The following is a 23,856-nucleotide window of genomic DNA, read 5'->3' on the forward strand; positions in this document are numbered from 1 at the left end:
CCGGCCTGCTGAACAAGACCTTCGGCACCGACGCCGTCAAGCGTGGCCTGCTCGTCGGCACCGCCACCATCACCGCACAGATCAAGTAACACCCCGCACCACACGCACCACCGCACCACTCGTGAAGGGCCGCCCCGGGCAACCGGGACGGCCCTTCGCCACGTTCAGTGACGCCGGCGCCACCACCGGCGGCGACGGTCGTCAGACGCGGCCGTCAGAGCAGCCGCAGCCGCCGCGGCGGACGCGAGTCGGGCCTCCCGGCGGGCATGCCACGCGACCAACTCGCCGTCGACGTCCCGCAGCGGCGTCACGACCGGCGGCCCACCGAGCAGCTGACGTCGGGCTTCCTTCACCCGGGCGTTGAAGTCCACCAGGACATCGCGCACGTCGGCCTCCGTCGACAGTGCGTCGAGGGCATCGTCGAGTTCCGCGTCCTCGGTGCGGAGTGCGAGGGCAGGCGGAGCGATACCGCGGATGTCCTCGCGTTCGATCTTCGAGCGAATCCACCAGTCCGGGTCGTGCTGCCCGTCGTTCCCGGGCAGGGGCTTGCCGTGGTACGGATTGCCCTCGAAGACGCCGCGACGCTCGGCCTCCTCGATCTGCGCCCGAGCGTGGGCGGCGACGTCGGCCGCCTTCAGCAGCCGGCGTTCCTCACGCACCTCGTCCGGATCGAGCGACCCCCGCTCGATCTCACTGTCGACCAGCTGCTGGTAACGGTAGCGAGCGGCCCTGCGGAGCCGGTCCATCCGTGCATCGACGTCGTTCATGACCCCTCCATGATCACTCCGAGTGGTCGTCCTCGCCAGTCAGCTCCTCGATGGTCAGCGCTGCCTGGATGAGCGCCAGGTGCGACAGCCCCTGGGGGAGGTTGCCCATGAACGAGCCGTCCTCGCTGATCATCTCGCTGAACAGCCCGACGTCGTTCGCCTGGCCGACCATCTCGTCCATCAGGGTCCGCGCGTCGTCGATCCGGCCCGTGCAGGCCATCGCGGCAGCGAGCCAGAACGAGCACGCGACGAAGGGCGACTCCTCGTCCTCGATGCCCGAGTAGCGGTACACCAGCGGTCCGCGCTGCAGCTGCTCCTCGATCGCCAGGATGGTCGACGCCATGCGTGGACCGCGGTCGAAGGAGCTCATCGCGTGCAGCAGGATCGACGTGTCGAGCGCGTCCGAGCCCGGGTACATCACGTAGTGACCGCGTTCCTCGTCCCAGCCGTGTTCCGCGACCCACTGCGTGATCAGTTCGCGGTTCTCGACCCACTTGGCGCGCGGCCCGTCGATCATGCCAGCATCGTGGAGGTCCACCGCGGCGTCGAGGGCCTGCCAGCAGCCGATCTTGCTCGTGACGTAGTGCTGGGTGTCCTCGAGCTCCCACATGCCGGAGTCCGGTTCCTCCCACCGGTGGCAGGCGTCGTCGGCGAGTTGTTGCAGGACGGCCGCGGTCTTCCGGTCCAGGACGTTGCCGGCGTTCACGTACTGACGCAGGATCTCGAAGACGTCACCCCAGACCCCGAGCTGCAGCTGGTCGCCAGCGCGGTTGCCCACCGTGACCGGGCCGATGCCGTTCCACCCGGGGACGTCGCGCTCCTCGACGTCGTCGCTCTTCGTGCCGTCGAGCTCGTAGAAGATCGGCATGTCCTCGTCGTGCTCGGCGATGGTGCGCATCACCCACGACACCGCCGCGTGGGTCTCTTCGCGCAGGCCGAACCGGGTCAGGGCGTGCACGGTGTACGACAGGTCGCGCACCCAGGCGAACCGGTAGTCCCAGTTCTTGCCGCCGGTCCGGTCCTCGGGCAGGCTCGTGGTCGGCGCCGCCGCGATCGCTCCGGTCGGCGAGAAGATGAGCAGCTTCAGGGCGAGGGCGCTGCGCTGCACTGCTTCGGCCCAGGGGCCGTCGTAGGAGAACTCCTCCGACCAGGTCGCCCAGTTGTCGATCGTGCGGTCCATCGCGGCGAGTGCGCTCTCCGGCCGCGGCATGAAGATCGGCTCGTCGTGCGTGCCGACGATGGTCAGGATGTGCTTCGATCCGTCGCCGGTGGTGAACCGGCCGGAGAAGCGCGGGCGGTCGTCGTCCACCGGGTCGAACCCCTGCTCGACGATCGCGATCGTGATGCCGTCGATGCCGATGACGGCGCCGTTCGCGGTGTCGAGGCGCTTCGGTTCAGCGGTCCCCAGCAGTGTGCCGGGCACGACGGCCCACTCGAACTCCACGGACCCGTTGACCCCCTGGACGCAGCGCGCGACCTCGGCCCACGGCAGGCGGCCGGCGACCCCGGTGACCATCGCGTCCGTCACCGTCGCCCGCCCGGACGGTGTCGTCCACGTGGTGACGAGCACGTTCGTGCCGGGCAGGTACTCGCGGGTGACCTCGGCCGATCGGTCCACCGGGCGGAGCGCCACGTGGCCGCCGTGTTCGGCGTCGAGGATCTCCGCGAACACGGGCGGTGAGTCCATCGAGGGGATCGGCAGCCAGTCGATCTGTCCGTCGCGGGCGATGAGCGCGACGGTCCGACCATCGCCGATCGCTCCGTAGGTGCGGAGCGGGGCGTAGCCGTCGGTGCGTGCGTGGGTGTCGACCGCGTCGAGGGTGTCTTCGGTGCGCTCCGTCATGCACCCAGACTGCCCGCGCCCGAGGCGCGACCATCAGGCGGACGTACCCCGCCGTGGAGGACGCGGGACGGACCTCCCGGCTGTGGACGACCGCGACACGCCCGGGTGAGTTGCGCATCCCGGGCGTGTCGCACTACTGTCGCTCTCCTGCCCAACGGCAGGAACGCCAGCGGCACCAACGCCGCCGGCAGGAACGCCAGCGGCACCAACGCCGCCGGCAGGAACGCCCGTCCCGGGCACACCGGAAGGACCGCGCATGCGCGCCGTGCAGCACAACGAGGAACGCGTCGAGCTCCAGCTCGACGCGACCGCCGTGCTGCCCCAACCGCAGCAGCAGTGGTCCCTCCGCTATCCCGCGTAGGCACGGAACGTCCCACGACGCCCCGTGCCCACCCGGCCCGGGGCGTTCGTCGTCCTGCTCATCCTCGCCACGTCGCGCTCGACGTCGCCCGGAGCGCAGGCCGGACACCGTCCCGGACCGTCATCGAAGACCGTCCAGACGACCGTCCAGACGACCGTCCAGACGACCGTCCTGAAAGCGAGACGAAGCAATGAAGAAGATCAACGACCGCCTGCTGAGTTGGGCCTCGATGCTCGAGGACAACACCGAGCAGCAGGCCCGCACGACCGCACGCATGCCGTTCGTGTTCCCGCACCTGGCCCTGATGCCGGACGCCCACCTCGGCCTCGGCGCCACCGTCGGGTCGGTCATCCCGACCCTCGGCGCGGTCATGCCGGCTGCCGTCGGCGTCGACATCGGCTGCGGCATGATCGCGGTCCGGACCCAGTTCACCGAGGCCGACCTGCCCGACGACCTGCAGGAGCTGCGTGAGCAGATCGAGCGCGCGATCCCGCTGTCGGCCGGCGCGTCGAACCGCAAGATCGTCGCGACCGCCGAGCCGCGGATCGCCGAGCTCGAGGCGATGGCCGACGCCGCCGGGTTCGACCCCGCACAGGCGCACGGCGGGTGGCGCAACCAGCTCGGCACGCTCGGCTCCGGGAACCACTTCATCGAGGTCTCCCTCGACGAGGAGAACAGGGTCTGGCTCTTCCTGCACTCCGGATCGCGGGGCGTCGGCAACAAGATCGCACAGCGGCACATCAAGGTCGCCAAGCGGCTGATGGAGCGCTGGTGGATCCAGCTGGCGGACCCCGACCTCGCCTACCTGGTCGAGGGCACGCCGGAGTTCGACCGGTACATCGCCGAGCTGCGGTGGGCACAGCACTTCGCCCTGCTCAACCGCGAGGAGATGATGGACCGCGTCGTGCGGCAGCTGTCCGAGGTCGTCGGTACCCCCGTCGACGAGCAGGAGCGGATCAACTGCCACCACAACTTCACGCAGCGCGAGACGCACTGGGGGAAGTCCGTGTGGGTGTCCCGCAAGGGTGCGATCCAGGCGACGGCAGGTCAGGCCGGCCTGATCCCCGGGTCGATGGGCACGGCGTCGTACGTCGTCGAGGGCCTCGGCAACAAGCCGTCGCTCGAGTCGTCGCCGCACGGAGCCGGCCGGCTGTTCTCGCGGAGCGCGGCACGGCGGACCTTCACGCACGACCAGCTGCGGGAGGCGATGGTCGGCATCGAGTACCGCGACACCGACGCGTTCCTCGACGAGATCCCGGGCGCGTACAAGCCGATCGACCAGGTCATGGCGGACGCGTCGGACCTCGTGTCGGTCCGGCACACGCTGCGGCAGGTCGTCAACGTGAAGGGCGACTGACGTGACGGTCGCGACCCTGCCCGACGTCCTGCGCGCCGTCGAGTCCGCGTGGGTGGCGCAGCCCGAGCGTGACGTCTCGTGGCCGGCCCCTCATCCGGACCGCGCTCCGCTGGACGAGGAGTACTCCCGCGTCACCGACCCCGAGCGGTACCTCGTGGTCGGTGCACGCGTCCAGGCCTGGGTCGAGGCGCTCACGTCCCTCGGACTGGCCCGACGGTCCGAAGGGCCCCAAGGCGTCCTCCGGCTCGTCCCGGCCGCCGACGGCGCGCTGGTGCTCGACGTCGCCGTGCGGTCGATCAACGGGGTGTCGGGCACGGTCGTCGACCTGCTCGTCGGGGATCCGGCCGTCGTGGTCGGAACCCAGCCGGACTGCGGGTGCGATGCCTGCGACGACGGCTCCGAGAGCCTGCGCGAGGCGGTCGACGAGATGTTCGTCGGGACCCTCGGCGGTGGGTTCGTCCTCATCAACTCGAAACGCTCGACGATCATCGCGACGGCAGACGGTTGGAGTGCATCGGGCAACACCGGCGACACGGAGGCGGCGGTCGCCGCCGCACGGCGAGGCGAGCGCCGTCGGGGGCGGCGCACCCTGGTCGGCGCGGCCTGGTGGGTGCGCTGACGACGGTGCGGACGGGAGGCGCGGGTGCAGCCCGCCCCGCGCCGCCCGTCCGGCTCCGGGTCAGCCCCACTGCCCGGCGCGGCCCGGACAGACCGGCCCGCGTCGGGCACGCTTGACCGGATGAGCGACACAGCAGAGCACGCAGCACGGGAGACCGGACGACAGGTCCGACGAGCGGCGGACAGCCGCTGGTTCGAGCTGACCGCTCGCGCCGGCTTCGTCGGCAGCGGCATCGTCCACCTGCTGATCGGGTACCTCGCGATCCTGCTCGGCATCGGCAACGCGTCCTCCGGCGGTGAGACCGACCAGTCCGGAGCACTGCAGCAGATCGCTGCCGTGCCGGGCGGGGTCTTCCTGCTCTGGCTGATCGCGATCGGCACGGCAGCACTCACCGTGCGGCTGATCGTCGAGGCCGTCGTCGGCGGCCGGTCGGACAGCACGCGTGGGTGGCTCGCCCGGGCGAAGGACGTCGCGAAGGCCGTGGTCTACGGCATCATCGCGTACTCGTCGGCGTCGTACGCCCTCGGCGCCGGGTCGAGTTCCAGCAGCTCGTCGCAGAGTGCCGCGGCGAAGACCCTCGCGACGCCCGGCGGGGTGTTCGTGCTGCTCCTCGCCGGCGCGATCGCGGTCGCGGTCGGCATCGGGCTCGTGGTCATCGGGTGTCGGCGGACGTTCCGGAAGCAGATCACCCGACCGTCCGGGACGCTCGACCGGGTGGTCACGGTGCTCGGGGTCGTCGGGTACGTCGGCAAGGGCATCGCCGTGGTCATCGTCGGTGTGCTCATCGGTGTGGCCGGACTGCGGAGCGACCCGGAGCAGGCGACGGGCCTCGACGCGGCGTTCGACGCGGTGCGCTCGATGCCCGGTGGCGTGTTCGTCCTGGTCGCGATCGGCATCGGGTTCCTCGCCTTCGGCGTCTACAGCTTCTTCCGCGCGCGGTACGCCCGCCTCTGATATGTTGACCTTGCTCGCCTCCTGCTGGGGGGATGAGAAGTCGGAGCCGGTGCACCTGGGGTATACCAGGTCCCGGCTCTTGCGCCGTCCGGTGTTCGCTCACGGACGGACTTCGAAGGTCTCGAGCCCGTCGATGATCGAATCCGAGAGCGGCTTTCCCGTGGTCATGGCCTCGCCGAACATCCCGAGCAGCTGATCTGGGAGCCAGAGCATCGGCTCGTTCCTGGGGTCACCGTGCTCGACCCGCAGGGTCTTCGGGATGACGCGTCGGCCGCGGAGTGCTTCCACGACTCGCAGATCCCGGGCGATGAGCGCGCTCGCACGTGATTCGAGCGTGAGCAGTGACACGTCATGGCGAGCGAGCTCCCATCCGAGACGTTCCAGGCAGACCGCTCGTGCTCGTTCTTCCCGACGGAGATCCACGGGTGTGGCGACCACGACGAGGTGCAGGGCTTCGAGTGCCTCGACGGCCTCGCTGACCCGTCGTCGCTCACGCCGACGGAGGTCGTGCCAGTGGAGCTTCCCGTTCGTCGGCCGCAGCGACTCGAGCACCTCGCGGGTGGCTTCGACGTCGTCGGAGTCGACGACCGAGGCGCCGAGCAGGTAGGCGGGTGCATCGAGTCCGTGGGAACGGATGCTCTCGTCGCCCCAGGCGTGGAGTGGACAGATCATCGAGCCACGCTGCCAGCGAGGAGAGTCCACCGCCGAACATTCCGTGTTTCGCTGAGGGAGCACGGAGCCGGCGCCGGTAGACCGGTCCGATGAGCACCAGCGCGACGACCGGGCCCGTGACCGTCTTCTCCGACGCCCGGGCGGTCCTCGCCGAGAGCATCGTGTGGGACCCGCCGGCGCAGCTCCTCCGCTGGACCGACATCACCCTCGGCACCCTCGTCACCGCGCAGTCCGACGGCACCGTGGTGTCGACGATCCCGCTCCCGCCGCCGCTCGCGAGCTTCCAGCCGCGGGCCTCCGGCGGGTTCGTGGTGGCGCTCGGGGACACCGTCGTCGTGACGGACGAGCACGGCGTGGTCGAGCGCGAACTCACCCGCGTCGAGCACGCCACGGCCGGGCTCCGGTTCAACGAGGGGAAGTGCGACCCGTTCGGCCGGTTCCTGGTCGGCAGCATGAACCTGACGACGGGCGAGCCGGACGGTGCGCTGTACTCGGTCGAGGCGGACGGCACGACGCGACTGCTCCGTGGCGGCTTCGGCGTGACGAACGGCTTCGAGTGGTCGGACGACGGCACCGTGATGTACATCACCGACACGAGCGCGTCGACGATCTACCGCGGGTCGTACGGCCCGCACGGCGAACTCGGCGAGCTCGAACCGTTCGTCGTCGGCCACGCCCACGACGGTCTGGTCCGCGACGACGAGGGCTGCTCCTGGAGTGCGATCTACGGCGGCGGCCGGGTGGAGCGGTACGGCCCCGACGGGTCGCACCTCGAGACCGTGGAGCTGCCCACCCCGAACGTGACGTCGGTGGCCTTCGGTGGCCCCGACATGTCGACGCTGTTCGTCGCCTCGGCACGGGAGAACCTCACCGAGGATCAGCTGGAGCAGCACCCGTCCTCGGGAGCGATCCTGGCGGTGCCGACGCGGGTGCACGGGTTCCCCGCGAACACCTTCAGCGGCTGACCGGGCGGGAGCGCACGCTGCGGCGGTGTCCGCGGGTATCGTGGGCGCTCGCCCGACCCGAGGAGACCCACGTGAACGACGAGCGCACGGCAGCCACCCCGGACCCGGCCAGCGAACTCGCGGAGGCCGAGAACGCCGACGTCACCGTGGAGGTGGACCGGGTCGCGGTCGACGGCACGTACGTCCGCGTGAGTTCGATCGGCGAGCCGGGGGAGCGCGCCTTCCTGCTCGTCGCCGGCCTCGGCATCGCGGCCACCTACTACGAGCGGCTCGCCCCGCACCTCAACGAGAACGGCCCGGTGCACGCCCTCGACCTGCCCGGCTTCGCGGGCGTTCCCCGGTTCCGCGGGAAGGTCTCGATCGAGCGGTACGCCGCCGCCGTCGAGAAGGTCATCGACGACCTCGGCCTGGTCGACCCGGTCCTGGTCGGCCACTCGATGGGCACCCAGGTCGTGACCGAGGTCGCGGCGCGTCACCCGGAGATCTCGGACCTCGTGCTCATCAGCCCGGTCGTCGACTCGCACGCGCGCACGGTCCGTCAGTCCGCGTTCCGGTTCCTGCGGTCGACCCTGCACGAGCCCTCGGCGGTCCGGTGGCACGGCATCACGGCGTACGCGCTGTGCGGATGGCACTGGTTCTCGAAGGTGCTGCCACGGATGATCGCGTTCCCGATCGAGGAGCGCGCGGCCCACGTGCAGGCGCGCACCCTCATCGTCCGTGGCGAGCACGACGCGATGGTCCCGCGGGACTGGATCCGACGGCTCGCGCGGGTGTTCCCCTACGCGGTGCTGCGCGAGGTCGTCGACGGCGCACACTCCGTGATGCACGCCCAGGCCGACGCGGTCGCGCAGCTGGCGGTCGCGCACGTCGACCACCGTCTGCCGGACCGCGGTGTCGGTTCGCTGCAGCGGGTGCGCGACGACTCGACGGCGTCCGACTTGTCGCGTCTGAGCCCGAGCGAGGCGTGGATGCTCGTGAAGTCGCGCTTCGTCGAACTGGTCGGCATGGCGAAGAACGACGACGAGACGCTCGAGGCGGCGAAGTCCGCCCACGCGGTCGCGATGGCCGACGGGGACGACCTGCCGGTCGACCCGGTCGACCGCAAGGCGGTGGTCGACGCCGTCGCACCCGAGGCCGACCCGAACCGCTGACACCGGGCACTGCAGGCGACGTACGGGAGGCCCGGTGCCGGTTCCGAGAACCGGCACCGGGCCTCCCGTCGGTCGCGTCCAGGGCGACCCGTGCGCCGGTCAGGCCGTGATGCGGCCCGGCAGCATGTCCGACGTCAGGGAATTCGCCTCGGCGAGGACCTTGCGGGCCTCGTCGGTCTTGTCCCACACGTTCCAGAGCAGCACGCCGCGCACCGTGTCGTCGTCGTCCAGGTAGTAGACGACGCCGGTGACGGTCGGGTCCTGCCAGTCCTCGACGGTGCGGAGCTTCGTGGAGACCTGCCCCACCGCTTCGTACCCCATGTCGAAGACGTCGGAGTAGAACATCGGCGTGTGGTCGTAGGTCTCGTCGGCGTCGGCGAGGTTCCGGCCTGCCTGCCGTCCCTGCTGCTGCGCGTTGTCGACGTGTTCGACCCGGCGGGTCCCGAGGATCCGGTCCGGGTACTCGGCGACGTCGCCGGCCGCGAATACCGAGTCGTCGTCGGTGAGCAGCGTCGACGAGACCACGATGCCGTCGCGCACGGTCAGACCGGCGTCGGCGGCGAGCTGGGTGGCGGGCTCGATGCCGAGTCCGGCGACCACGGCGTCTGCTTCGAGCACGGAGCCGTCGTCGAGCGTGAGCGTGACCCCGTCGGCCGTCTGCGTGCCGGACTCGACCCGGCGTCCGAGTCGGAGGTCCACGCCGGCGTCGACGAAGCGCTGTTGGAACGCGCGCGCGAGGTCGTCCGGGAACATCCGGCCGCCCACGATGTCGTCGGGGTCGACCAGGGTGACGCGGGCGCCGTTCTGCACGACCCCCGCGGTGATCTCCTGGCCGATGTAGCCGCCACCGACGACGACCACGTGCGCCCCGGCGTCGGCGAGCTCGCGGAGCTTCCGGTAGTCGTCGGCGCTGCGGTAGTCGAGCACCCGGTCGGAGGGCTCCAGGCCCGGCAGCCCGCGGGGCTTGCCGCCGGTCGCGATGAGCAGCCGCTCGTAGCCGTGGGTCTGGCCGTCGGCCGTGGTCACGGTCTTCGATGCACGGTCGATCCCCGTCACCGCGGTGCCGAGGACGAACGACGCCCCGGTCTCCTCGGTGTGCAGGTCGACCTTCTCGTCCCAGCTGAAGTCCGGGTCGGTCCACAGCTTCTTCGACAGGGCCGGGCGGGCGTAGGGGCGGTCGACGTCCTCGCTGAGGATGCCGATCGTGCCGTCGGCGTCGAGCTCGCGGACACCGCGGGCGGCGGCGTCGGCGACCATCCCGCCGCCGATGATGAGGTATCGGTAGTCGGTCACGGTGCCTCCCGGCGTCAGATCGTGGCGACCGAGCCGGAGTCGACCCGGTAGTTGGAGCCGTTGACGAAGCTCGCGAGGTCGGAGCAGAGGAACGCGATGACGTTCGCGACCTCTTCCGGCTCACCGCGGCGCTTCAGCTCCATGTACGGACGTTCCTCGTCGAGGAAGCTCGTGATCGCGTCGTCGAAGCTCTGGTTCGTTTCCTTCGCCCGCTTGTTCATCATCGCGTCCGTCATGGGCGTGTGGATGAACGCGGGGCTGACGGTGTTCACGAGCACGCCCTCCTGCGCGTAGGTGCGCGACAGGCCCTTCGCGAACGACAGGACCCCGGCCTTCGCGGCGCAGTAGGGCAGTTCGTCGTCGTAGGGCTGCGAGGCGTCCTCGGACACGAGGTACACGATCCGGCCCCACCCGCCCTGCCGCAGGTCGCCGATGAACTCGCGCGTGATGCGGACAGGACCCATCAGGTCCACGTCGATGGTGTCGGCCCAACCTTGCTCGTCGATCTCGTGGAACAGTCCCTGGGCGCCGGTGACGCCCGAGGACTGCACCAGGATGTCGATCGCGCCGACGGCGTCCCGCACCTTGCCGTGCAGGTCCGCCAGGCTCGCCGCGCTCGTGACGTCGGCCGCGAACGCGTGCAGCTTGCCGAGCGGCGCCTCGAGCTGGTCGGCGCTGTTGTCGAGCTGCGCCTGGTCGAGGTCGCTCACGACCACGGTCGCACCCTCCGCCAGGAGGATGCGAGCCGTGTTCCAGCCGATGCCGGAGTCGGCACCGAAGACGAGCGCGGTCTTGCCCTGGATGCCGAGGTCCACTCGGTCCCCTAGGCGTGCGCCGACGCGTCGGCGACGGCAGGCGTCGTGGCGGAGGCCAGCGGCGTGCTCGGCGCGCGGTTCTCGGCGGAGACCATCCACGCGAGCTGCTCGAGGCGCTCGATGAAGCCGTGGAGCAGGTCCGCGGTCGTCGGGTCCTCGTCGTCGACCTCGTCGTGGACGTCGCGCATGGTGCCGGTCGCCTGGTAGAGGCGGAGCGTCACCTGGTCGATCGCGTCGTGCGTGGTGATCTCGCCCTCGGGGAACTGGTCGAGGTGGCTGGACGCCGCGACCGTGCTCGAGCGTCCGTCCGGCACGGCGTACAGGGCGCGCATGCGCTCTGCCGTGTCGTCGGCGAACTCGCGTGCGGCGTCGACGATCTCGTCGAGCTGCAGGTGCAGGTCGCGGAAGTTCGTGCCGAGGATGTTCCAGTGGGCCTGCTTGCCCTGGAGGTGCAGGTCGATGAGGTCCACGAGGACCGCCTGGAGGTTCTTGGCCATCTTGTCCGAAGCGTGCATGGTGGTGGCTCCTTTCGCGTCGGTGACCCTTCCGGTGTACGCGGTGCGGCCGAGACCACTCTCAGTGCGCACGGAACCGCACTGTCCCCCGGGGTGTCCGCGGGGCGGAGCTCAGTGCGCGGGGGCCGGGTCGACCTGGTCGACGGCGCCGCGCATCTGCTCGAGGAACGACGCCACGATGCGCGCCTCGTCCGCTGGCAGTCCCTCGGCGATCGACATCATCCGGCGGTGCATGATGCCGAGGGTCGCGCGGACCTCGTCGTCGGTCTCGGTCGTCGGGGTGATCACGAGCGCTCGACGGTCGGTGGGGTGCGGGTCGCGACGCACGTGGTTCGACTTCACCAGGCGGTCGATCAGGATCGTGGTCGAGGCCGACGAGATCTTGAGGTAGGCGGCGAGGTCCTTCGGGCTGACGCTGCGGCCCGAGCGCTGCGACTGCAGCAGGAAGCGCACGGCGAGCAGGTCGGTCTCGCCCATGCCCATCGAGTCGCGGGTGCGGCGGCGCATCGCGGTCTCGGCGGCCCGGTAGCGACGCAGGGCGTTGAGCACGGCGACCCCGCGCTGGGTCGCGTCGTCGTCGGGGAACCAGTACCCGGACGCCTCGGTGATCTCCTGCGTTGCCATTGCCACAGGCTAGTCCGTCTCGTATGGAGGCCGTCTAGCGACTTCCTGTGGGTGTGCCTGCTCCGTTCCCGCATGCAGGACTGGAGGCCCGTGGCGGGGTCGCCACGGGCCTCCCGTCCGTCCTGTGGTGCGGTCGACCGCACCCGGTCGCTCTACGCGGCGGCCTGCTCGGTCGAGGCGTCGGCGAGTGCGTTCAGCGCGCCCTGGACGAGCGAGGTGACCTCGGCGTCCTCGCGCGGGTGGGTCTCCGCGAAGCGGACGACCGACTGCGGGATCGCGACCTTGACGTCCTCGAGGACCTTCGCACCGGCGATGCCGGCGACCTTGCGGGCGTCGTCGTGGGCCCACACGCCGCCGTACTGCCCGAACGCGGAACCGATGGCGGCGAGCGGCTTGCCGGACAGCGGCGAGGCGCCGAACGGACGCGATGCCCAGTCGAGGGCGTTCTTCAGCACGGCCGGGATCGTGCCGTTGTACTCGGGGGTGACGAGCAGGACGGCGTCCGCGGCGGCGATCGCGTCGCGGAAGGCGACGGCGGCGGCCGGCGGGGTGTCGCCGTCGATGTCCTCGTTGTAGAACGGCAGGTCGACGATGCCGTCGAACGTGGTGACCTCGATGCCCTCCGGCGCGTGGTGCGCCGCGGCCTCGGCGAGCTTGCGGTTGATGGAGTCGGCGCGGAGGCTGCCGACGAGTGCGAGGACGTTCGTCATGGTGATCCTTCTGGTTCGAGACGTTGTTCTGGGACGGAAAGGTGTCTGCGACAACCAATCCGAGCCTACGGCGTGCTATTCCCAGACCGCTGGGTACGGTGGCGACGTGAGCACGCTTCGGACGCCGGCCAGTACGCCCCGCACGACGAACCCGGACTGGTGGCGCGACGCCGTCGTCTACCAGGTCTACCCACGCAGCTTCGCGGACTCGAACGCCGACGGCCTGGGCGACGTCGCGGGCATCACCAGCCGCGTGGCGTACCTGGCGGCGCTCGGCGTCGACGCCCTCTGGCTCTCACCGTTCTTCCCGTCGCCCCTCGCCGACGGCGGGTACGACGTGGCCGACTACCGGGCGGTCGACCCACGACTCGGCTCGCTCGAGGACCTGGACGCCCTGCTCCGGGCCGCGCACGAGCACGAGCTGCGGGTGATCGTCGACATCGTGCCGAACCACACCTCGGACGAACACGAGTGGTTCCGGGCGGCACTCGCGTCCGCGCCGGGCTCGCCGGAACGGGCGCGGTACGTGTTCCGCGACGGAAGCGGTCCCGCCGGGGAGCTGCCGCCGAGCGACTGGGTGTCGAACTTCGGCGGGAGCGCCTGGACGAGGGTCCCCGACGGCCAGTGGTACCTGCACCTCTTCGCGCCCGAGCAGCCCGACCTGGACTGGTCGAACCCGTCCGTCCGTGCGGACTTCGAGGACACGCTGCGCTTCTGGTCGGACCGCGGGGTCGACGGCTTCCGGGTCGACGTCGCACACGGCCTGGCGAAGGACCTGTCGACGCCGTACCGCGCATCGAACGAGCACGCGCTGCCGCTCGACGGTTCCGACCCGCTGTACGACCGCGACGAGGTGCACGAGGTCTTCGCGTCCTGGCGCACCGTGCTCGACGAGTACGACCCGCCCCGGGCAGCGGTCGCCGAGGCCTGGGCGCCGGCACCGCGACGCGTCCTGTACGCCCGGCCCACCGAACTCGGGCAGGCGTTCAACTTCGACCTGCTCGAGGCGCCGTTCGAATCCGCTGCGTTCCGGAGCATCATCGAGCGGAACCTCGCGGCGTCCGAGCAGTCCGGTGCGTCGAGCACCTGGGTGCTGTCGAACCACGACGTCGTGCGGCACGCCAGCCGGTACGGCCTGCCGGACGACACCGACACCGACGCCTGGCTGCTGACGGACGGCACCACGCCCGAGCTCGACCGGGAGCGGGGCCTGCGCCGAGCCCGCGCCGCGACCCTGCTGATGCTCGCGCTGCCCGGGTCGTCGTACGTCTACCAGGGCGAGGAACTCGGCCTGCACGAAGCCGCCGCGATCCCGCGAGACCAGCTGCAGGACCCGAAGTGGCTCCGCTCGGGGCACACCGTCAAGGGCCGGGACGGGTGCCGTGTGCCGATCCCGTGGACGGCCTCCGGGCCGTCGTTCGGCTTCGGGGACGTCGCGCCGCTGCTGCCGCAGCCGGCGGACTTCGGCTCGTCGTCGGTGCAGGCGGAGGACGGGGATCCCGCGTCCACCCTGACGCTGTACCGGGCAGCGCTGGACGCCCGTCGCCGGCTGCAGCAGGGCGAGGAGCTCACCTGGCTGGAGTCCGGCGACGGCGTCGTGGCCTTCGCCCGGCACGACGGGTGGCGGTCGGTCACGAACTTCGGCACGACGCCCGTTCCGCTGCCGTCGGGTGACGTCGTGGTCGCGTCCGGGCCGCTCGGCGACGCGGCCGGCGTGCTGCCGGGTGTCCTCCCCGGCGAGACGACGGTCTGGTTGGCCTGAGCGGACCAGCTCCGTCCGTTCTTCCTCCACAGCCAGGAGGCCCGTGGCCGCGTTCCACAGATCGGTTCCGGCCCGCCGTCCGGTGACGCCCGGATCGCGACGATCGGGGCATGACAGAACCCACTGCTCCAGCATCCGTCCCACGTCCGGTCCGGTCGCGGGTGGCCCGTCGCCTCGCAGCGGCGTGCACCGCGCTGACCGCGCTCGCCGTGCTCGCGGCACCGACGATCCTGCCCACGGGGTCGAGTGCGGCGACGCTCGACTTCCCCTACGTCAACCAGTTCTCCAGTGCGTCCGGCGGTGCCCTGCACGGTGACGCCGCGGTCTCCGGCGGACGACTCCGGCTGACCGCGGACATCCGCAACCAGGCCGGCGCCTGGTCGACGAACGACACGTTCCCCTCGGACACCGGGCTCGAGATCGAGTTCACCTACGCGATGCACACCGCGAAGGACGACCCCGGGGCCGACGGCCTGCTGCTGTACCTCGCCGACGGTGCAGCGGCGCAGGGCGTGGGGTCGTTCGGCGCCGGGCTCGGGTACGCCTGCCGCAAGGAGGCAACCGAGGGCGGCGGGCGGCTGTGCGACCTGCCGGGGGTGCCCGGTGGCTTCGCCGGGATCGCGATCGACCACTACGGCAACTTCTCGTCGCGCATCAACGCCTCCGGACCGGGAGCCCAGCAGGACCACGTCGTCGTCCGCGGCTCCGGCAACGGGCTCGAGGGCTACCGGTACGTCGCCGGGGCTCCCGCTCCCGGCGGCACGGTGACGAACGGGTCGACGCCGCGCACGGTGCGCATCACCCTGCTGCCGGGGGACGCCGGCGAGCTCTCGATGACCGTCCGGCTGCAGGTCGGTTCGACGATGCGCACCGTGCTCGACGCGGTCCCCCTGCACGGGGACGACCAGGCACCGCTGCCGAGCACCCTCCGCCTCGGGTTCGCCGGGGCCACCGGCAGCCACGTGAACAACCACGAGGTCGACGCCCTCAGGGTGTGGAAGCCCGCCGACCTGTCCGTCGAGCACGACCTGCCCGCCACCGCCGTCGCCGGAGCGCCCGTCCGGTACACCGTCACGGCGCAAAACCCCGGACCGAACGCCGCCGACCCCAGCCCGCTGCAGGTGGACGTCCCGGACGCGATCGAGGGCGCTTCCTGGACGTGCGAGGCGGCGGAGGGCTCCGGCTGCGCCACCCCGTCCGGGCAGGGTGACGTGGCGACCGACCTCGACCTGCCCCGCGGTGGTTCGGCGGTGGTGACGGTCGAGGGGCGCATCGCCGACGGCGTCGAGGGGTCGTTCGAGAGCGTCGCCACCATCGCACCACCGACGTCGTTGTCCGACACGAACGAGTCCGACAACACCTCGCGGGCGAGCACGACCGTCACCACGCCGCCGGTCGTCGCCCACGTCGAGACGGACAAGACGGTGTCGCCGTCCACCGTCGAACCCGGCGACGAGGTGGAGTACACCGTGACCGCACGGAACCGCGGACCGTCGGTCGCCCAGCAGGTCGGCGCGGTGGACGACCTGCCCGAGGCGATGCGCTTCGTCGGGTCCGACGACGGCTGCACGGCCGAGGGGCAGCGGGTGACCTGCCGGTCGGACGTGGCGCTCGCCGTGGGGGAGACCCACGACTTCCGGCTCCGTGCCGTCCTCGACCCGGAGTACCAGGGGGACGGGTCCGACGTGGTGAACGTGGCCACGGCGACCTCCCCGACGGACCCGGACGGCGGCGACCCGTCGACCGAGATCGCGATCGTCGTCGAGCAGGACGACGATGGGCCCGCGCCGTCCCCGTCCCCGTCCCCGGCGCCCGGACCCGACGACGACGACGAGGCATCGGTGCCGGATGCTCCCCGCGATGACGACGGCAACGACGACGGCGACCGGGATCCCCGTGGCCCGGTCGCCGACGCGGGACCGCAGGTCGCACGCGGCGCCCTCGCCTACACCGGCGTCGACGACCTCGGGCTGCTCGCCGCGCTCGCCGCCGTGGGCGTCGCGGCCGGTTCGACGTGCTGGTGGCTCGCTCGTCGGCGTGGACGGCGGTCAGTGGTGACGGACGAGCAGCGGCGGTCCTGATCCGGTGCCGGGGTGGCGTCGCTCGGGCGACGCCACCCCGGCCGGGCATTCGAGCATCCTCAGTGCTGCGGAACCCCCGGCGGTCGGTCGGCTGCCACCGCGGCGGTAGGATCGATCTCACGATCCGCATGCCTGAAAGAGGTCCCGTGTCCGACACCGTGGACGACGCCACCACCGTGAACGAGGCGACCCAACGCGCGCGGTACTGGCCGATCCCGATCCTCCGGGCCGTGCCCGCCGCGGTCGTCGCGCTCGTCATCACCTTCTCGACGAACCACGCCGCCGGCTACGGCCTGCTGCTGTTCGCCGGCTTCGCCCTGGTCGAGGGACTCGTGCTCCTGTGGGCGGGCGTCGCGCGGCTCCCGCTCGACGGTCGGTCCCGCCGCACCACGTTGCTGCAGGCCGTCATCACCCTGCTCGCCGCCGTCGCCGGGTTCGCCGGCAACGGTCTCGGGCTGCCGGCGTTCATCTCGGTCATCGTCGCCTTCGCGGTGCTCACCGGGGCCCTCGAGCTGGCACAGGGGCTGCGGGCACGTCGTCGTTCCCCCTTCGCGCGGGACTGGACCACGATCGGCGCACTCACCCTGCTGCTCGCGATCGCGTTCCTCATCACCCCGCCGGACTACTCGCAGCAGCTCGGTGGTGTGGAGCAGGTCACCGGCACGCTGGACGCCTCGATCGTCCTGGTCGGCCTGCTCGGCGCCTACCTCGCCATCACGGCGGTCTTCCACGTGATCGCCGGCCTCTCGCACAAGTGGGGCACGGCCACGCCGGCCGTCGCCCCGGACGGAGCACCACACGCATGACCACCCCCAGCCGTCGTGACCGTCTGCGCCCGGTCGAGCTCCTCGGGATCTCCGCGATCATCGCGGTGTTCACCGGGCTCGTCGTGCTGTTCTCGACGCGGGAACTGCAGCTGGCCGTGATCTTCCTCGGCGTCGCGTTCATCGTGGTGGTCGTCGTGCTCGCGATGCTCCAGCTCGCGTCGACCAGCGACCAGGACGACAACGACATGCTCGGCGGGCACAAGACGCCCGGCGACGGCGAGGGCGACGACTTCCACTGATCCACTGCGGGCGCCGTCGCGCGCATCGCTGTGCGGACACGCCCGGGATCACGTTTCCGCCACGGTCCTGTCAGGATCGCGCATCCTGCCGACACCTCTGGGTGAAGGAGGTGGGATGTGGACGTGACGACCGGCACCGACACGGACGAAGGACTCGTCCGTGCGATCGCGCAGGGGGACACCGGTGCGCTCGCACGGGTGTTCGACCGCTACGCCGCCACGCTCACCCGGTACGCCTGGGCACTCGTCGACGACCGGTCCGACGTCGAGGAGATCGTGCAGGACACGTTCCTGACGCTCTGGCAGCGAGCGGTGACGCTCGAGCTCCCGGCCGACACCGTGCTGCCGTGGCTGCTCGTCGTCTGCCGGAACCACGCCTTCAACACCGGCCGGAAGCAGGCGCGTCGGCGCGCTGACGAGCTGCCCGAACACCTGGCCGCTCCCACCGACCAGGACGAGGCCCGTGACCTCCTGCGCTGGGTCCGCGACGAGATCGCCGCACTCCCCGCCACCGACCGCCGCATCTGCGAGCTCTGCCTGCTCGAGGGGTACTCGTACGCCGAGGCCGCCGAGATGCTCGGACTCAGTGTCGGAGCGGTCACGCAGCGGGTCTCCCGCAGCCGACGCCGACTCAAGAAGGTGGTGACGCACGATGAACACTGAACCTCCCGAGGGAGACGACCTGCAGCGCATGCTCGTCTCGATGAAGCAGAACGTCCTCGAGCGCGCCACCCCGCGGGCCGCACGGCGGCGTGGCCGATCCGGCATCGTCATCGGTGTCGTGGCGCTCCTGGCCGTGGGCACCGCGACCGGAGCCGTCGCCCTGACGCTCTCCCAGCAGGACACCCCGGTCGCCGCGCCCACCCAGACGCAGGCGCCCGAGCCCTCGCCCACCGCGACGACCCCGAGCTCCGCGCCGATCACCGGCGCACCGACCCCGACGTCGACCCCGAGCGCCCCGGTGGACGTGGCGACGATACCGACGGACTGTCGCGCGCTCGTCTCGGCAGCGGACTACGACCGCTTCTTCGGGGACACTCCGTTGACGCAGGCCGATCCGCCGTCGGGAACCGATCGGGTCCCCGACGGCCAGGACCCGGCAGGCGTCGAGTCGAAGGTCTCCTGCACGTGGCGTGACCCGCGCGCGGACGTCTCGGGGATCGAGGTCCGGGTCGGGACCGCCACCGAGGCCGCCATCCAGCAGGAGATCGACGAGTTCCCGGCGCACGACGGCGGGGGGACGTGCACCGAGCGCGACGGCGGGACGTTCTGCCAGTCCCGCGGGATCGTGGAGCCCTACGGCGTGGAGAAGGCGTACACGTACTTCGCCCGAGGTGACACCTGGATCACCATCGAGCAGACCAACGTCCCGACCGACGGGCTCCTGCCCGCTCTCATCGCGACGATCTGGGGGGACTGACGGCCGGGAGGCCCGTGGCGGACCCGCCCCGCGCCTCCCGTCCGTCGGTGGGACCCACCAACCGGCGCCGCGTCACACGACGCGCGCGGCGACGAGGTCGCGCGCCAGCGTCCGGACGGCACGGTTCGGCTCCGGACTCGTGCGGATCGCCAGGCCGATGCGGAGCGGTTCGACCGCGTCCTCGAGCTCGAGGACCGCGCCGTCGTGCCGCACCCCGGAGTCCGGCACGACCCCGACCCCCAGCCCCGCCGAAGCGAACCGGATCACCGCGGGCATGTCGTTCATCTCGGCGACGATCCGCCGCCGGATCCCGAGCCGCTCGAGTGCGCCGTCCAGGATGATCCGGTTGCCGAACCCGTGCGCGGTATCGACGAAGGGCTCGTCCGCGAGCTCGGCGAGCGACACCGAGGCGCGCCCCGCCAACGGGTGGTCCGACGCCGTGAAGACCCGGAACGGCATCTCGCGCAACGGTTCGACCACCACTCCCGCCGGCACCGTCGGCAGTCCCGTGTACGCGAGGTCGAGGCGCCCGGCGACGAGGTCCTGCACGAGCCCGGTCGTGCCGGACGGCGAGGTCATGAGCTCCACGGTGACGAGCGGGTGCCGCCGCCGGAACCGCTGCAGCACGCCGGTCAGGTCGACGATGTCCATGCTCGTGAAGATGCCGAGCCGCACCCGTCCGCGCAGGTCGGCGTCGTCCACGGTCGCCAGGTCGCGCATCCGGTCGAGCGACTCCAGCACGGCGCGGGCGTGTGGGAGCAGGTCCTCGCCGGCGGTCGTGAGCACGAGGTGCCGTCCGGTGCGGTCGAACAGCCGCACGCCGAAGGTCCGCTCGAGCGAGGCGATCCCGGCCGACACCGTTGACTGCGCCGCCCAGAGCCGTTCGGCCGCGCGGGTCACGCTGCCCTCGGCGGCGACGGTGACGAACTGTTCGAGCAGGCGGGTCTCCATCTCCCCATCATCGATCCGATCGATGGACCGTATCAAGAGCATCCGTTGGACTCGATGGTCGGTGCGCGCGATCATCGGAGCATGTCAACCGTGACCGACACCCCGACGGGCGCTCTCCCCGCCACCGCATCCGCACCCGCGAGCGAGCGTGTCCCGGCCCCGCGCGGTCGTCGTGCGCACACCCGTCGGCGCCACGGCTTCGGCTTCTGGGCCGTCGCCTTCGCGTTCCTGTCGGTGATGGCCTTCGCAACCGTCCCCGCACCGCTGTACGTCATCTACCAGGCACGGGACGGCTTCCCGACGTTCACCACCACGATCATCTTCGCCGCGTACGGCGTCGGGGTCGTCGGGTCCCTGTACCTGGCCGGGCACCTCAGCGACGTGCACGGGCGGAAGCCGCTCATCCTCGTGTCGATCGCGCTCGAGCTCGTCGCCGCCGTGCTGTTCCTGGTCTGGAACGACGTCACCGGCCTGATCGTCGCGCGGCTCGTGACCGGCTTCGGCGTCGGCACGCTCACCGCCACGGCGACCGCCCACCTCGGTGAGCTGCGGGTCCGTGCGACCGGTTCGTCCGACTCGGCGAAGGGCGCGAGCGTCGCCGCCGGTGCCGTGAACCTCGGCGGGCTGTCGCTCGGCGCCCTCGTCGGGGGTGCGCTCGCCGAGTTCGTCGGAGCGCCGCTCATGGTGCCGTACGTCGTGTTCGTCGTCGCGCTGACCGTGGCCTTCGTGCTCGTCCTCGTCGTGCCGGAGACCGTCGCCCGCCCCGAGACCCGTGTGCCCTACCGCCCGCAGCGCATGCAGGCACCGGAGGGCAAGGCCGCCGCGTTCTGGGCAGCCGGTGCCGCAGCGTTCGCGGCCCTCGCGGTCCAGGGGCTCTTCACCTCGGTCGCCCCGACGTTCCTGGGCACCACCTTCCACGTCACCGACCGACTGGCGGCCGGTGCGACGACCTTCGGGGTGTTCGCCGCGAGTGCCGTCTCGCAGATCGTGTTCGCCCGACTCACGCAGCGCACGCAGATCCGACTCGGCATGGTGCTCCTGGTCGGCGGTCTGGCGGTGCTCGCCGTCGCCGCGGTCCTGCTGCAGGTCGCCGGCTTCATCGGCGGTGGCGTCGTGGCGGGCGCCGGGGTCGGGCTGCTCTTCCGGGCCAGCATCGCGAGCGCCGGAGCCCTGGTCGGTCCCGAGCGTCGGGGCGGGGTGCTCGCGGCCACGTTCCTCATCGCGTACGCCGGGCTGACGGTGCCGGTCGTGGCCGTCGGGGCGGCGCTCCTGGTGATCCCGACCCTGCCCGTCCTGATCGGGTACGTGGTGCTCGTCGCCGTCCTGGCCGTCGTCGCCGGCACCCGACTGGCCGCGCGCGCCTGACGCGGGGCGGGCCTCCCGTCCGCCGTCGCATCCCGGAACCTGGTTCCGGACACCGAACCACGCGATCGCGCGGTGTCGTGTCCGGAACCTGGTTCCGTCGTGAGGGTCGCACTCCCGGCATACTGGGCGCGTGCCCCAGAACCGCAACCGTCCCGTGATCACGGGGATCGCGGCCGTGGTGGCCGCCGGTCTCCTCGCCGGCGGGCTGTTCCTGACGGCGAGGCAAGGCGCGGACGACCCGACCATCGGCGCCGGATCGAGCTCCGGGACGCCGAGCGACGCTGCGACCGCCTCCGGCGACGGCACCGTCACGATCACCCGCACCGGGCCGGACCTGCCCGGCGACACCACCCTGGCGCGGTGCGACTCCACGACCCAGGCGGCCGTCGCCCAGTACGACACCGCGGCGCTCGGCCGGGTCACCCTGCAGTGCGGCACGTCGGCACAGGGCTACGAGCACATCCGGCAGCGGCACACCGCCGACTGGCAGGGGGTCGTCGCGGGCCACGGCTCCCGCGACTGGGACGACGCGATGCTGACGGCCGTTCAGACGGCGCTGGTCGCACCGCGAGCGGGGTTCCCGGTCGACGCCGGCGACGGCAAGGTCTGCTACGCGGCGCCGGTCCGGTTCGACGACGGGTCGCGCCCGGAGGCGGACCCGTTCGTGAAGGTCATCGTCTCCGCCACCACCGACCGCGTCATCACGGCGTACCCGACGCGCACCGACGACTGCTGACGCGGGCGCGGTCGCGGGCGTGAGTGCGTGCGCATCTTCCGACAGAACACGCGTCGATCACCTCGTGGTCGGTCGCAACATGCGCACGCAACGGATGCGTGCGCACCTTCCGGCAGAACACGCGTCGATCGACTCGTGCACCGTCGCAGAACGGATGTGGCCCGCCGCACCAGCGACGGACCCGCGCCAGCACCGCTACGCGTGCACCTCGTGCTCGTGCCGCCGGTGCGACGCGGGCTCCAGCTGGAAGGTCGAGTGCTCCACGGGCACGTCGAAGTGCTCCGCCACGCACTGCTGCAGCTCGTCGAGGATCCGCGGGGCGTGCGCCGTCGAGAAGCACTCGTCGTCCACCACCACGTGGGCGGTCAGGTTCGGGACCCCCGTCGCCACCAGGGTCGCGTGCAGGTCGTGCACGGCGATGACGTGCTCGAGCTCGAGGATGTGGCCCCGCACGTCATCGAGGTCGAGCCCCGGCGGCGTGGACTCGAGCAGGACGTTCGCGGTCTCGCGCAGCAGCCGGATCGCCCGCGGCAGGATGAGCAGCCCGATGAGGATCGCCGCGACCGAGTCCGCGCGCTCCCACCCGGTCAGCATGAGCACGACCGCGGCGGCGATCACGGCGACGGAGCCGAGGGTGTCGTTGAGGACCTCGAGCCGGGCGGCGCGCGAGGTGAAGCCCTCGCCCGAGGCCCGCAGCAGCACGCCGTAGGCCACCAGGTTGCCGACGAGTCCGATGATGCCGAACACGAGGAGCGGCCCGGAGTGGATCTCGGCGGGCACGAACAGCCGTTGGATCGCGGAGATGATCACGAAGACGCCGACCGCGAGCAGGATCGCCGCCTGGGCGGTGGCACCGAGCACCTCGGCACGTTGGAAGCCCCACGTGCGCTGCGTCGTCGGGCTGCGGCGGGCGAGCCGCGTCGCGACGAGTCCGATGCCGAGCCCACCGGTGTCGACGACCATGTGCCCGGCATCGACCAGCAGCGCGAGGGAGCCCGTGACGACGGCGCCGACGACCTCGGCCAGCAGGATCGTCGCCGAGATGCAGAACGCGATGAGCAGTGCGCGCTCGGACGCGTGCCCGTGCGAGTGCCCTGCTCCGTGGTCGTGACCCATGTGCCACATCGTAGGGATCGGCACCGACGACATGCCAGGATCGGGACGTGACCCGGTCGCCCTACGAGCTGTCCACACCATCCGACGTGCTGGCCCGGTTGCACCCGCGGCTGTCGGCGTACTTCGGCGCGATCCCGCCCGGTCACGTCGGCCGTGGTGAAGGGGTGTTCGACGTCGTCGGCACACCGCGCCGGTGGCTCTGGCCCCTCCTCGCCTGGTTCGCCCGCGATTCCGTCATGTTCCCGGTCTGGGAACGGGACGTCCCCTTCACGGTCGAGAACCGGCCGGCTCACGTCCGTCGTGGTCGTGCCGGACGGGAGGCCCACCCCGCGGTCCGCGCGCACCGCACCTTCCGGTTCCGCTCCGGCAGCCGCACGATGGTGGACGCCATCACCGCCGAACCGGACGGCCTGGTCGACCACCTCGGTCGCCACGGGCGCGTCAGCGCCCGGCTCCGGGCGGAGGTCGACGCGCACGGGCCGGACGCGGGCGCCCTGCGCCTGGTCTCCACGCGCGTGACGTTCCGTGCGATGGGACGCGAGGTGCGCCTCCCGGCCCTCATCGCACCACGTGTGACGCTGATGGAACGATTCGATGACGAAGCGGACCTCCAGCGCGTGTCCCTGGTGCTCTCGGCGCCGGTGCTCGGCACGCTGTACCGGTACGAGGGGGCGTTCCGGTACGAGATCGCGCCGGACACAGGACGGGGATGA

At 71.5% G+C, this 23,856-nt stretch carries 24 protein-coding genes; 14 read left to right on the plus strand and 10 right to left on the minus strand.

From position 1 onward, the window contains the following. Positions 1–164 precede the first annotated feature (164 nt). Both EDF53_RS09845 and EDF53_RS09850 read right to left on the minus strand, forming a co-directional pair. The gene (locus EDF53_RS09845) at positions 165–767 is read right to left on the minus strand and encodes a DUF1992 domain-containing protein (RefSeq protein WP_123293425.1); all 603 of its coding nucleotides are present in this window, start codon (positions 765–767) and stop codon (positions 165–167) included. A 13-nt stretch (positions 768–780) separates the two neighbouring features. After that, a complete protein-coding gene (locus EDF53_RS09850) occupies positions 781–2,610 on the minus strand; it encodes a glycoside hydrolase family 15 protein (protein WP_123293426.1) in 1,830 nt (609 codons plus the stop codon). Between the two features lie 551 nt (positions 2,611–3,161). Here EDF53_RS09850 and EDF53_RS09855 point away from each other — a divergent pair. From EDF53_RS09855 to EDF53_RS09865, 3 genes are all read left to right on the plus strand, one after another. Next, positions 3,162–4,328, plus strand: coding sequence for an RtcB family protein (locus EDF53_RS09855; protein WP_123293427.1), 1,167 nt, complete (start codon positions 3,162–3,164; stop codon positions 4,326–4,328). A gap of 1 nt (position 4,329) precedes the next feature. Continuing rightward, positions 4,330–4,947 (plus strand): DUF6226 family protein, encoded by a 618-nt coding sequence (locus EDF53_RS09860; RefSeq protein WP_123293428.1) that lies wholly within the window; start codon positions 4,330–4,332, stop codon positions 4,945–4,947. A 120-nt stretch (positions 4,948–5,067) separates the two neighbouring features. Next, the gene (locus EDF53_RS09865) at positions 5,068–5,901 is read left to right on the plus strand and encodes a DUF1206 domain-containing protein (RefSeq protein WP_123293429.1); all 834 of its coding nucleotides are present in this window, start codon (positions 5,068–5,070) and stop codon (positions 5,899–5,901) included. A 99-nt stretch (positions 5,902–6,000) separates the two neighbouring features. Here EDF53_RS09865 and EDF53_RS09870 read toward each other — a convergent pair whose 3' ends face one another. Then, the gene (locus EDF53_RS09870; protein ID WP_123293430.1) at positions 6,001–6,573 is read right to left on the minus strand and encodes a hypothetical protein; all 573 of its coding nucleotides are present in this window, start codon (positions 6,571–6,573) and stop codon (positions 6,001–6,003) included. An 89-nt stretch (positions 6,574–6,662) separates the two neighbouring features. Here EDF53_RS09870 and EDF53_RS09875 point away from each other — a divergent pair, with 89 nt between their 5' ends. Further along, positions 6,663–7,538: an SMP-30/gluconolactonase/LRE family protein gene (locus tag EDF53_RS09875; protein WP_123293431.1), complete on the plus strand. Its 876-nt coding sequence runs from the start codon at positions 6,663–6,665 to the stop codon at positions 7,536–7,538. Between the two features lie 71 nt (positions 7,539–7,609). Then, the gene (locus tag EDF53_RS09880) at positions 7,610–8,689 is read left to right on the plus strand and encodes an alpha/beta fold hydrolase (protein ID WP_185021004.1); all 1,080 of its coding nucleotides are present in this window, start codon (positions 7,610–7,612) and stop codon (positions 8,687–8,689) included. 99 nt (positions 8,690–8,788) lie between these two features. Here the strand turns inward: EDF53_RS09880 and EDF53_RS09885 are convergent, their stop codons facing one another. From EDF53_RS09885 to EDF53_RS09905, 5 genes are all read right to left on the minus strand, one after another. Beyond that, a complete protein-coding gene (locus EDF53_RS09885) occupies positions 8,789–9,982 on the minus strand; it encodes an NAD(P)/FAD-dependent oxidoreductase (protein ID WP_123293433.1) in 1,194 nt (397 codons plus the stop codon). A gap of 14 nt (positions 9,983–9,996) precedes the next feature. Then, positions 9,997–10,797 carry an SDR family NAD(P)-dependent oxidoreductase gene (locus tag EDF53_RS09890; protein WP_111086919.1) on the minus strand — a complete coding sequence of 267 codons (801 nt, stop codon included), beginning with the start codon at positions 10,795–10,797 and terminating at the stop codon, positions 9,997–9,999. 8 nt (positions 10,798–10,805) lie between these two features. After that, positions 10,806–11,312: a Dps family protein gene (locus EDF53_RS09895; protein ID WP_123293434.1), complete on the minus strand. Its 507-nt coding sequence runs from the start codon at positions 11,310–11,312 to the stop codon at positions 10,806–10,808. A 111-nt stretch (positions 11,313–11,423) separates the two neighbouring features. Continuing rightward, positions 11,424–11,936: a MarR family winged helix-turn-helix transcriptional regulator gene (locus EDF53_RS09900; RefSeq protein ID WP_123293435.1), complete on the minus strand. Its 513-nt coding sequence runs from the start codon at positions 11,934–11,936 to the stop codon at positions 11,424–11,426. A gap of 152 nt (positions 11,937–12,088) precedes the next feature. Continuing rightward, the gene (locus EDF53_RS09905) at positions 12,089–12,646 is read right to left on the minus strand and encodes an NADPH-dependent FMN reductase (RefSeq protein ID WP_111086916.1); all 558 of its coding nucleotides are present in this window, start codon (positions 12,644–12,646) and stop codon (positions 12,089–12,091) included. Positions 12,647–12,752: 106 nt separating this feature from the next. Between EDF53_RS09905 and EDF53_RS09910 the strand changes: the two genes are divergently transcribed. The 6 genes from EDF53_RS09910 to EDF53_RS09935 all read left to right on the plus strand — a co-directional run bounded on the left by EDF53_RS09910 (position 12,753) and on the right by EDF53_RS09935 (position 18,975). Further along, positions 12,753–14,408, plus strand: coding sequence for a glycoside hydrolase family 13 protein (locus EDF53_RS09910; RefSeq protein WP_260215357.1), 1,656 nt, complete (start codon positions 12,753–12,755; stop codon positions 14,406–14,408). Positions 14,409–14,518: 110 nt separating this feature from the next. After that, complete coding sequence (locus EDF53_RS09915; protein ID WP_123293437.1) at positions 14,519–16,489, plus strand: lectin-like domain-containing protein; 1,971 nt, start codon at positions 14,519–14,521, stop codon at positions 16,487–16,489. Between the two features lie 146 nt (positions 16,490–16,635). After that, complete coding sequence (locus EDF53_RS09920) at positions 16,636–17,295, plus strand: DUF308 domain-containing protein (protein ID WP_123293438.1); 660 nt, start codon at positions 16,636–16,638, stop codon at positions 17,293–17,295. Then, positions 17,292–17,555, plus strand: coding sequence for a hypothetical protein (locus EDF53_RS09925; RefSeq protein ID WP_111086912.1), 264 nt, complete (start codon positions 17,292–17,294; stop codon positions 17,553–17,555). The genes EDF53_RS09920 and EDF53_RS09925 overlap by 4 nt, the downstream gene beginning before the upstream one ends. A gap of 123 nt (positions 17,556–17,678) precedes the next feature. Beyond that, positions 17,679–18,218 carry an RNA polymerase sigma factor gene (locus EDF53_RS09930; protein WP_111086929.1) on the plus strand — a complete coding sequence of 180 codons (540 nt, stop codon included), beginning with the start codon at positions 17,679–17,681 and terminating at the stop codon, positions 18,216–18,218. Continuing rightward, the gene (locus EDF53_RS09935; RefSeq protein WP_131844783.1) at positions 18,208–18,975 is read left to right on the plus strand and encodes a hypothetical protein; all 768 of its coding nucleotides are present in this window, start codon (positions 18,208–18,210) and stop codon (positions 18,973–18,975) included. Before EDF53_RS09930 ends, EDF53_RS09935 begins: the two co-directional genes overlap by 11 nt. A gap of 72 nt (positions 18,976–19,047) precedes the next feature. On the opposite strand, the gene EDF53_RS09940 is transcribed toward EDF53_RS09935, so the two are convergent. Beyond that, positions 19,048–19,926 carry a LysR family transcriptional regulator gene (locus EDF53_RS09940; protein ID WP_185021005.1) on the minus strand — a complete coding sequence of 293 codons (879 nt, stop codon included), beginning with the start codon at positions 19,924–19,926 and terminating at the stop codon, positions 19,048–19,050. Between the two features lie 81 nt (positions 19,927–20,007). Between EDF53_RS09940 and EDF53_RS09945 the strand changes: the two genes are divergently transcribed. Together EDF53_RS09945 and EDF53_RS09950 are read left to right on the plus strand one after the other, a co-directional pair. Beyond that, positions 20,008–21,291, plus strand: coding sequence for an MFS transporter (locus EDF53_RS09945; protein ID WP_123293441.1), 1,284 nt, complete (start codon positions 20,008–20,010; stop codon positions 21,289–21,291). A gap of 130 nt (positions 21,292–21,421) precedes the next feature. Continuing rightward, positions 21,422–22,027, plus strand: coding sequence for a hypothetical protein (locus EDF53_RS09950; RefSeq protein ID WP_123293442.1), 606 nt, complete (start codon positions 21,422–21,424; stop codon positions 22,025–22,027). Positions 22,028–22,222: 195 nt separating this feature from the next. On the opposite strand, the gene EDF53_RS09955 is transcribed toward EDF53_RS09950, so the two are convergent. After that, positions 22,223–23,143: a cation diffusion facilitator family transporter gene (locus EDF53_RS09955; protein ID WP_111086907.1), complete on the minus strand. Its 921-nt coding sequence runs from the start codon at positions 23,141–23,143 to the stop codon at positions 22,223–22,225. Between the two features lie 47 nt (positions 23,144–23,190). Here EDF53_RS09955 and EDF53_RS09960 point away from each other — a divergent pair, with 47 nt between their 5' ends. Next, positions 23,191–23,856 (plus strand): DUF4166 domain-containing protein, encoded by a 666-nt coding sequence (locus EDF53_RS09960; protein WP_123293443.1) that lies wholly within the window; start codon positions 23,191–23,193, stop codon positions 23,854–23,856.

The organism is Curtobacterium sp. PhB78 (assembly GCF_003751685.1).
Lineage (GTDB): Bacteria > Actinomycetota > Actinomycetes > Actinomycetales > Microbacteriaceae > Curtobacterium.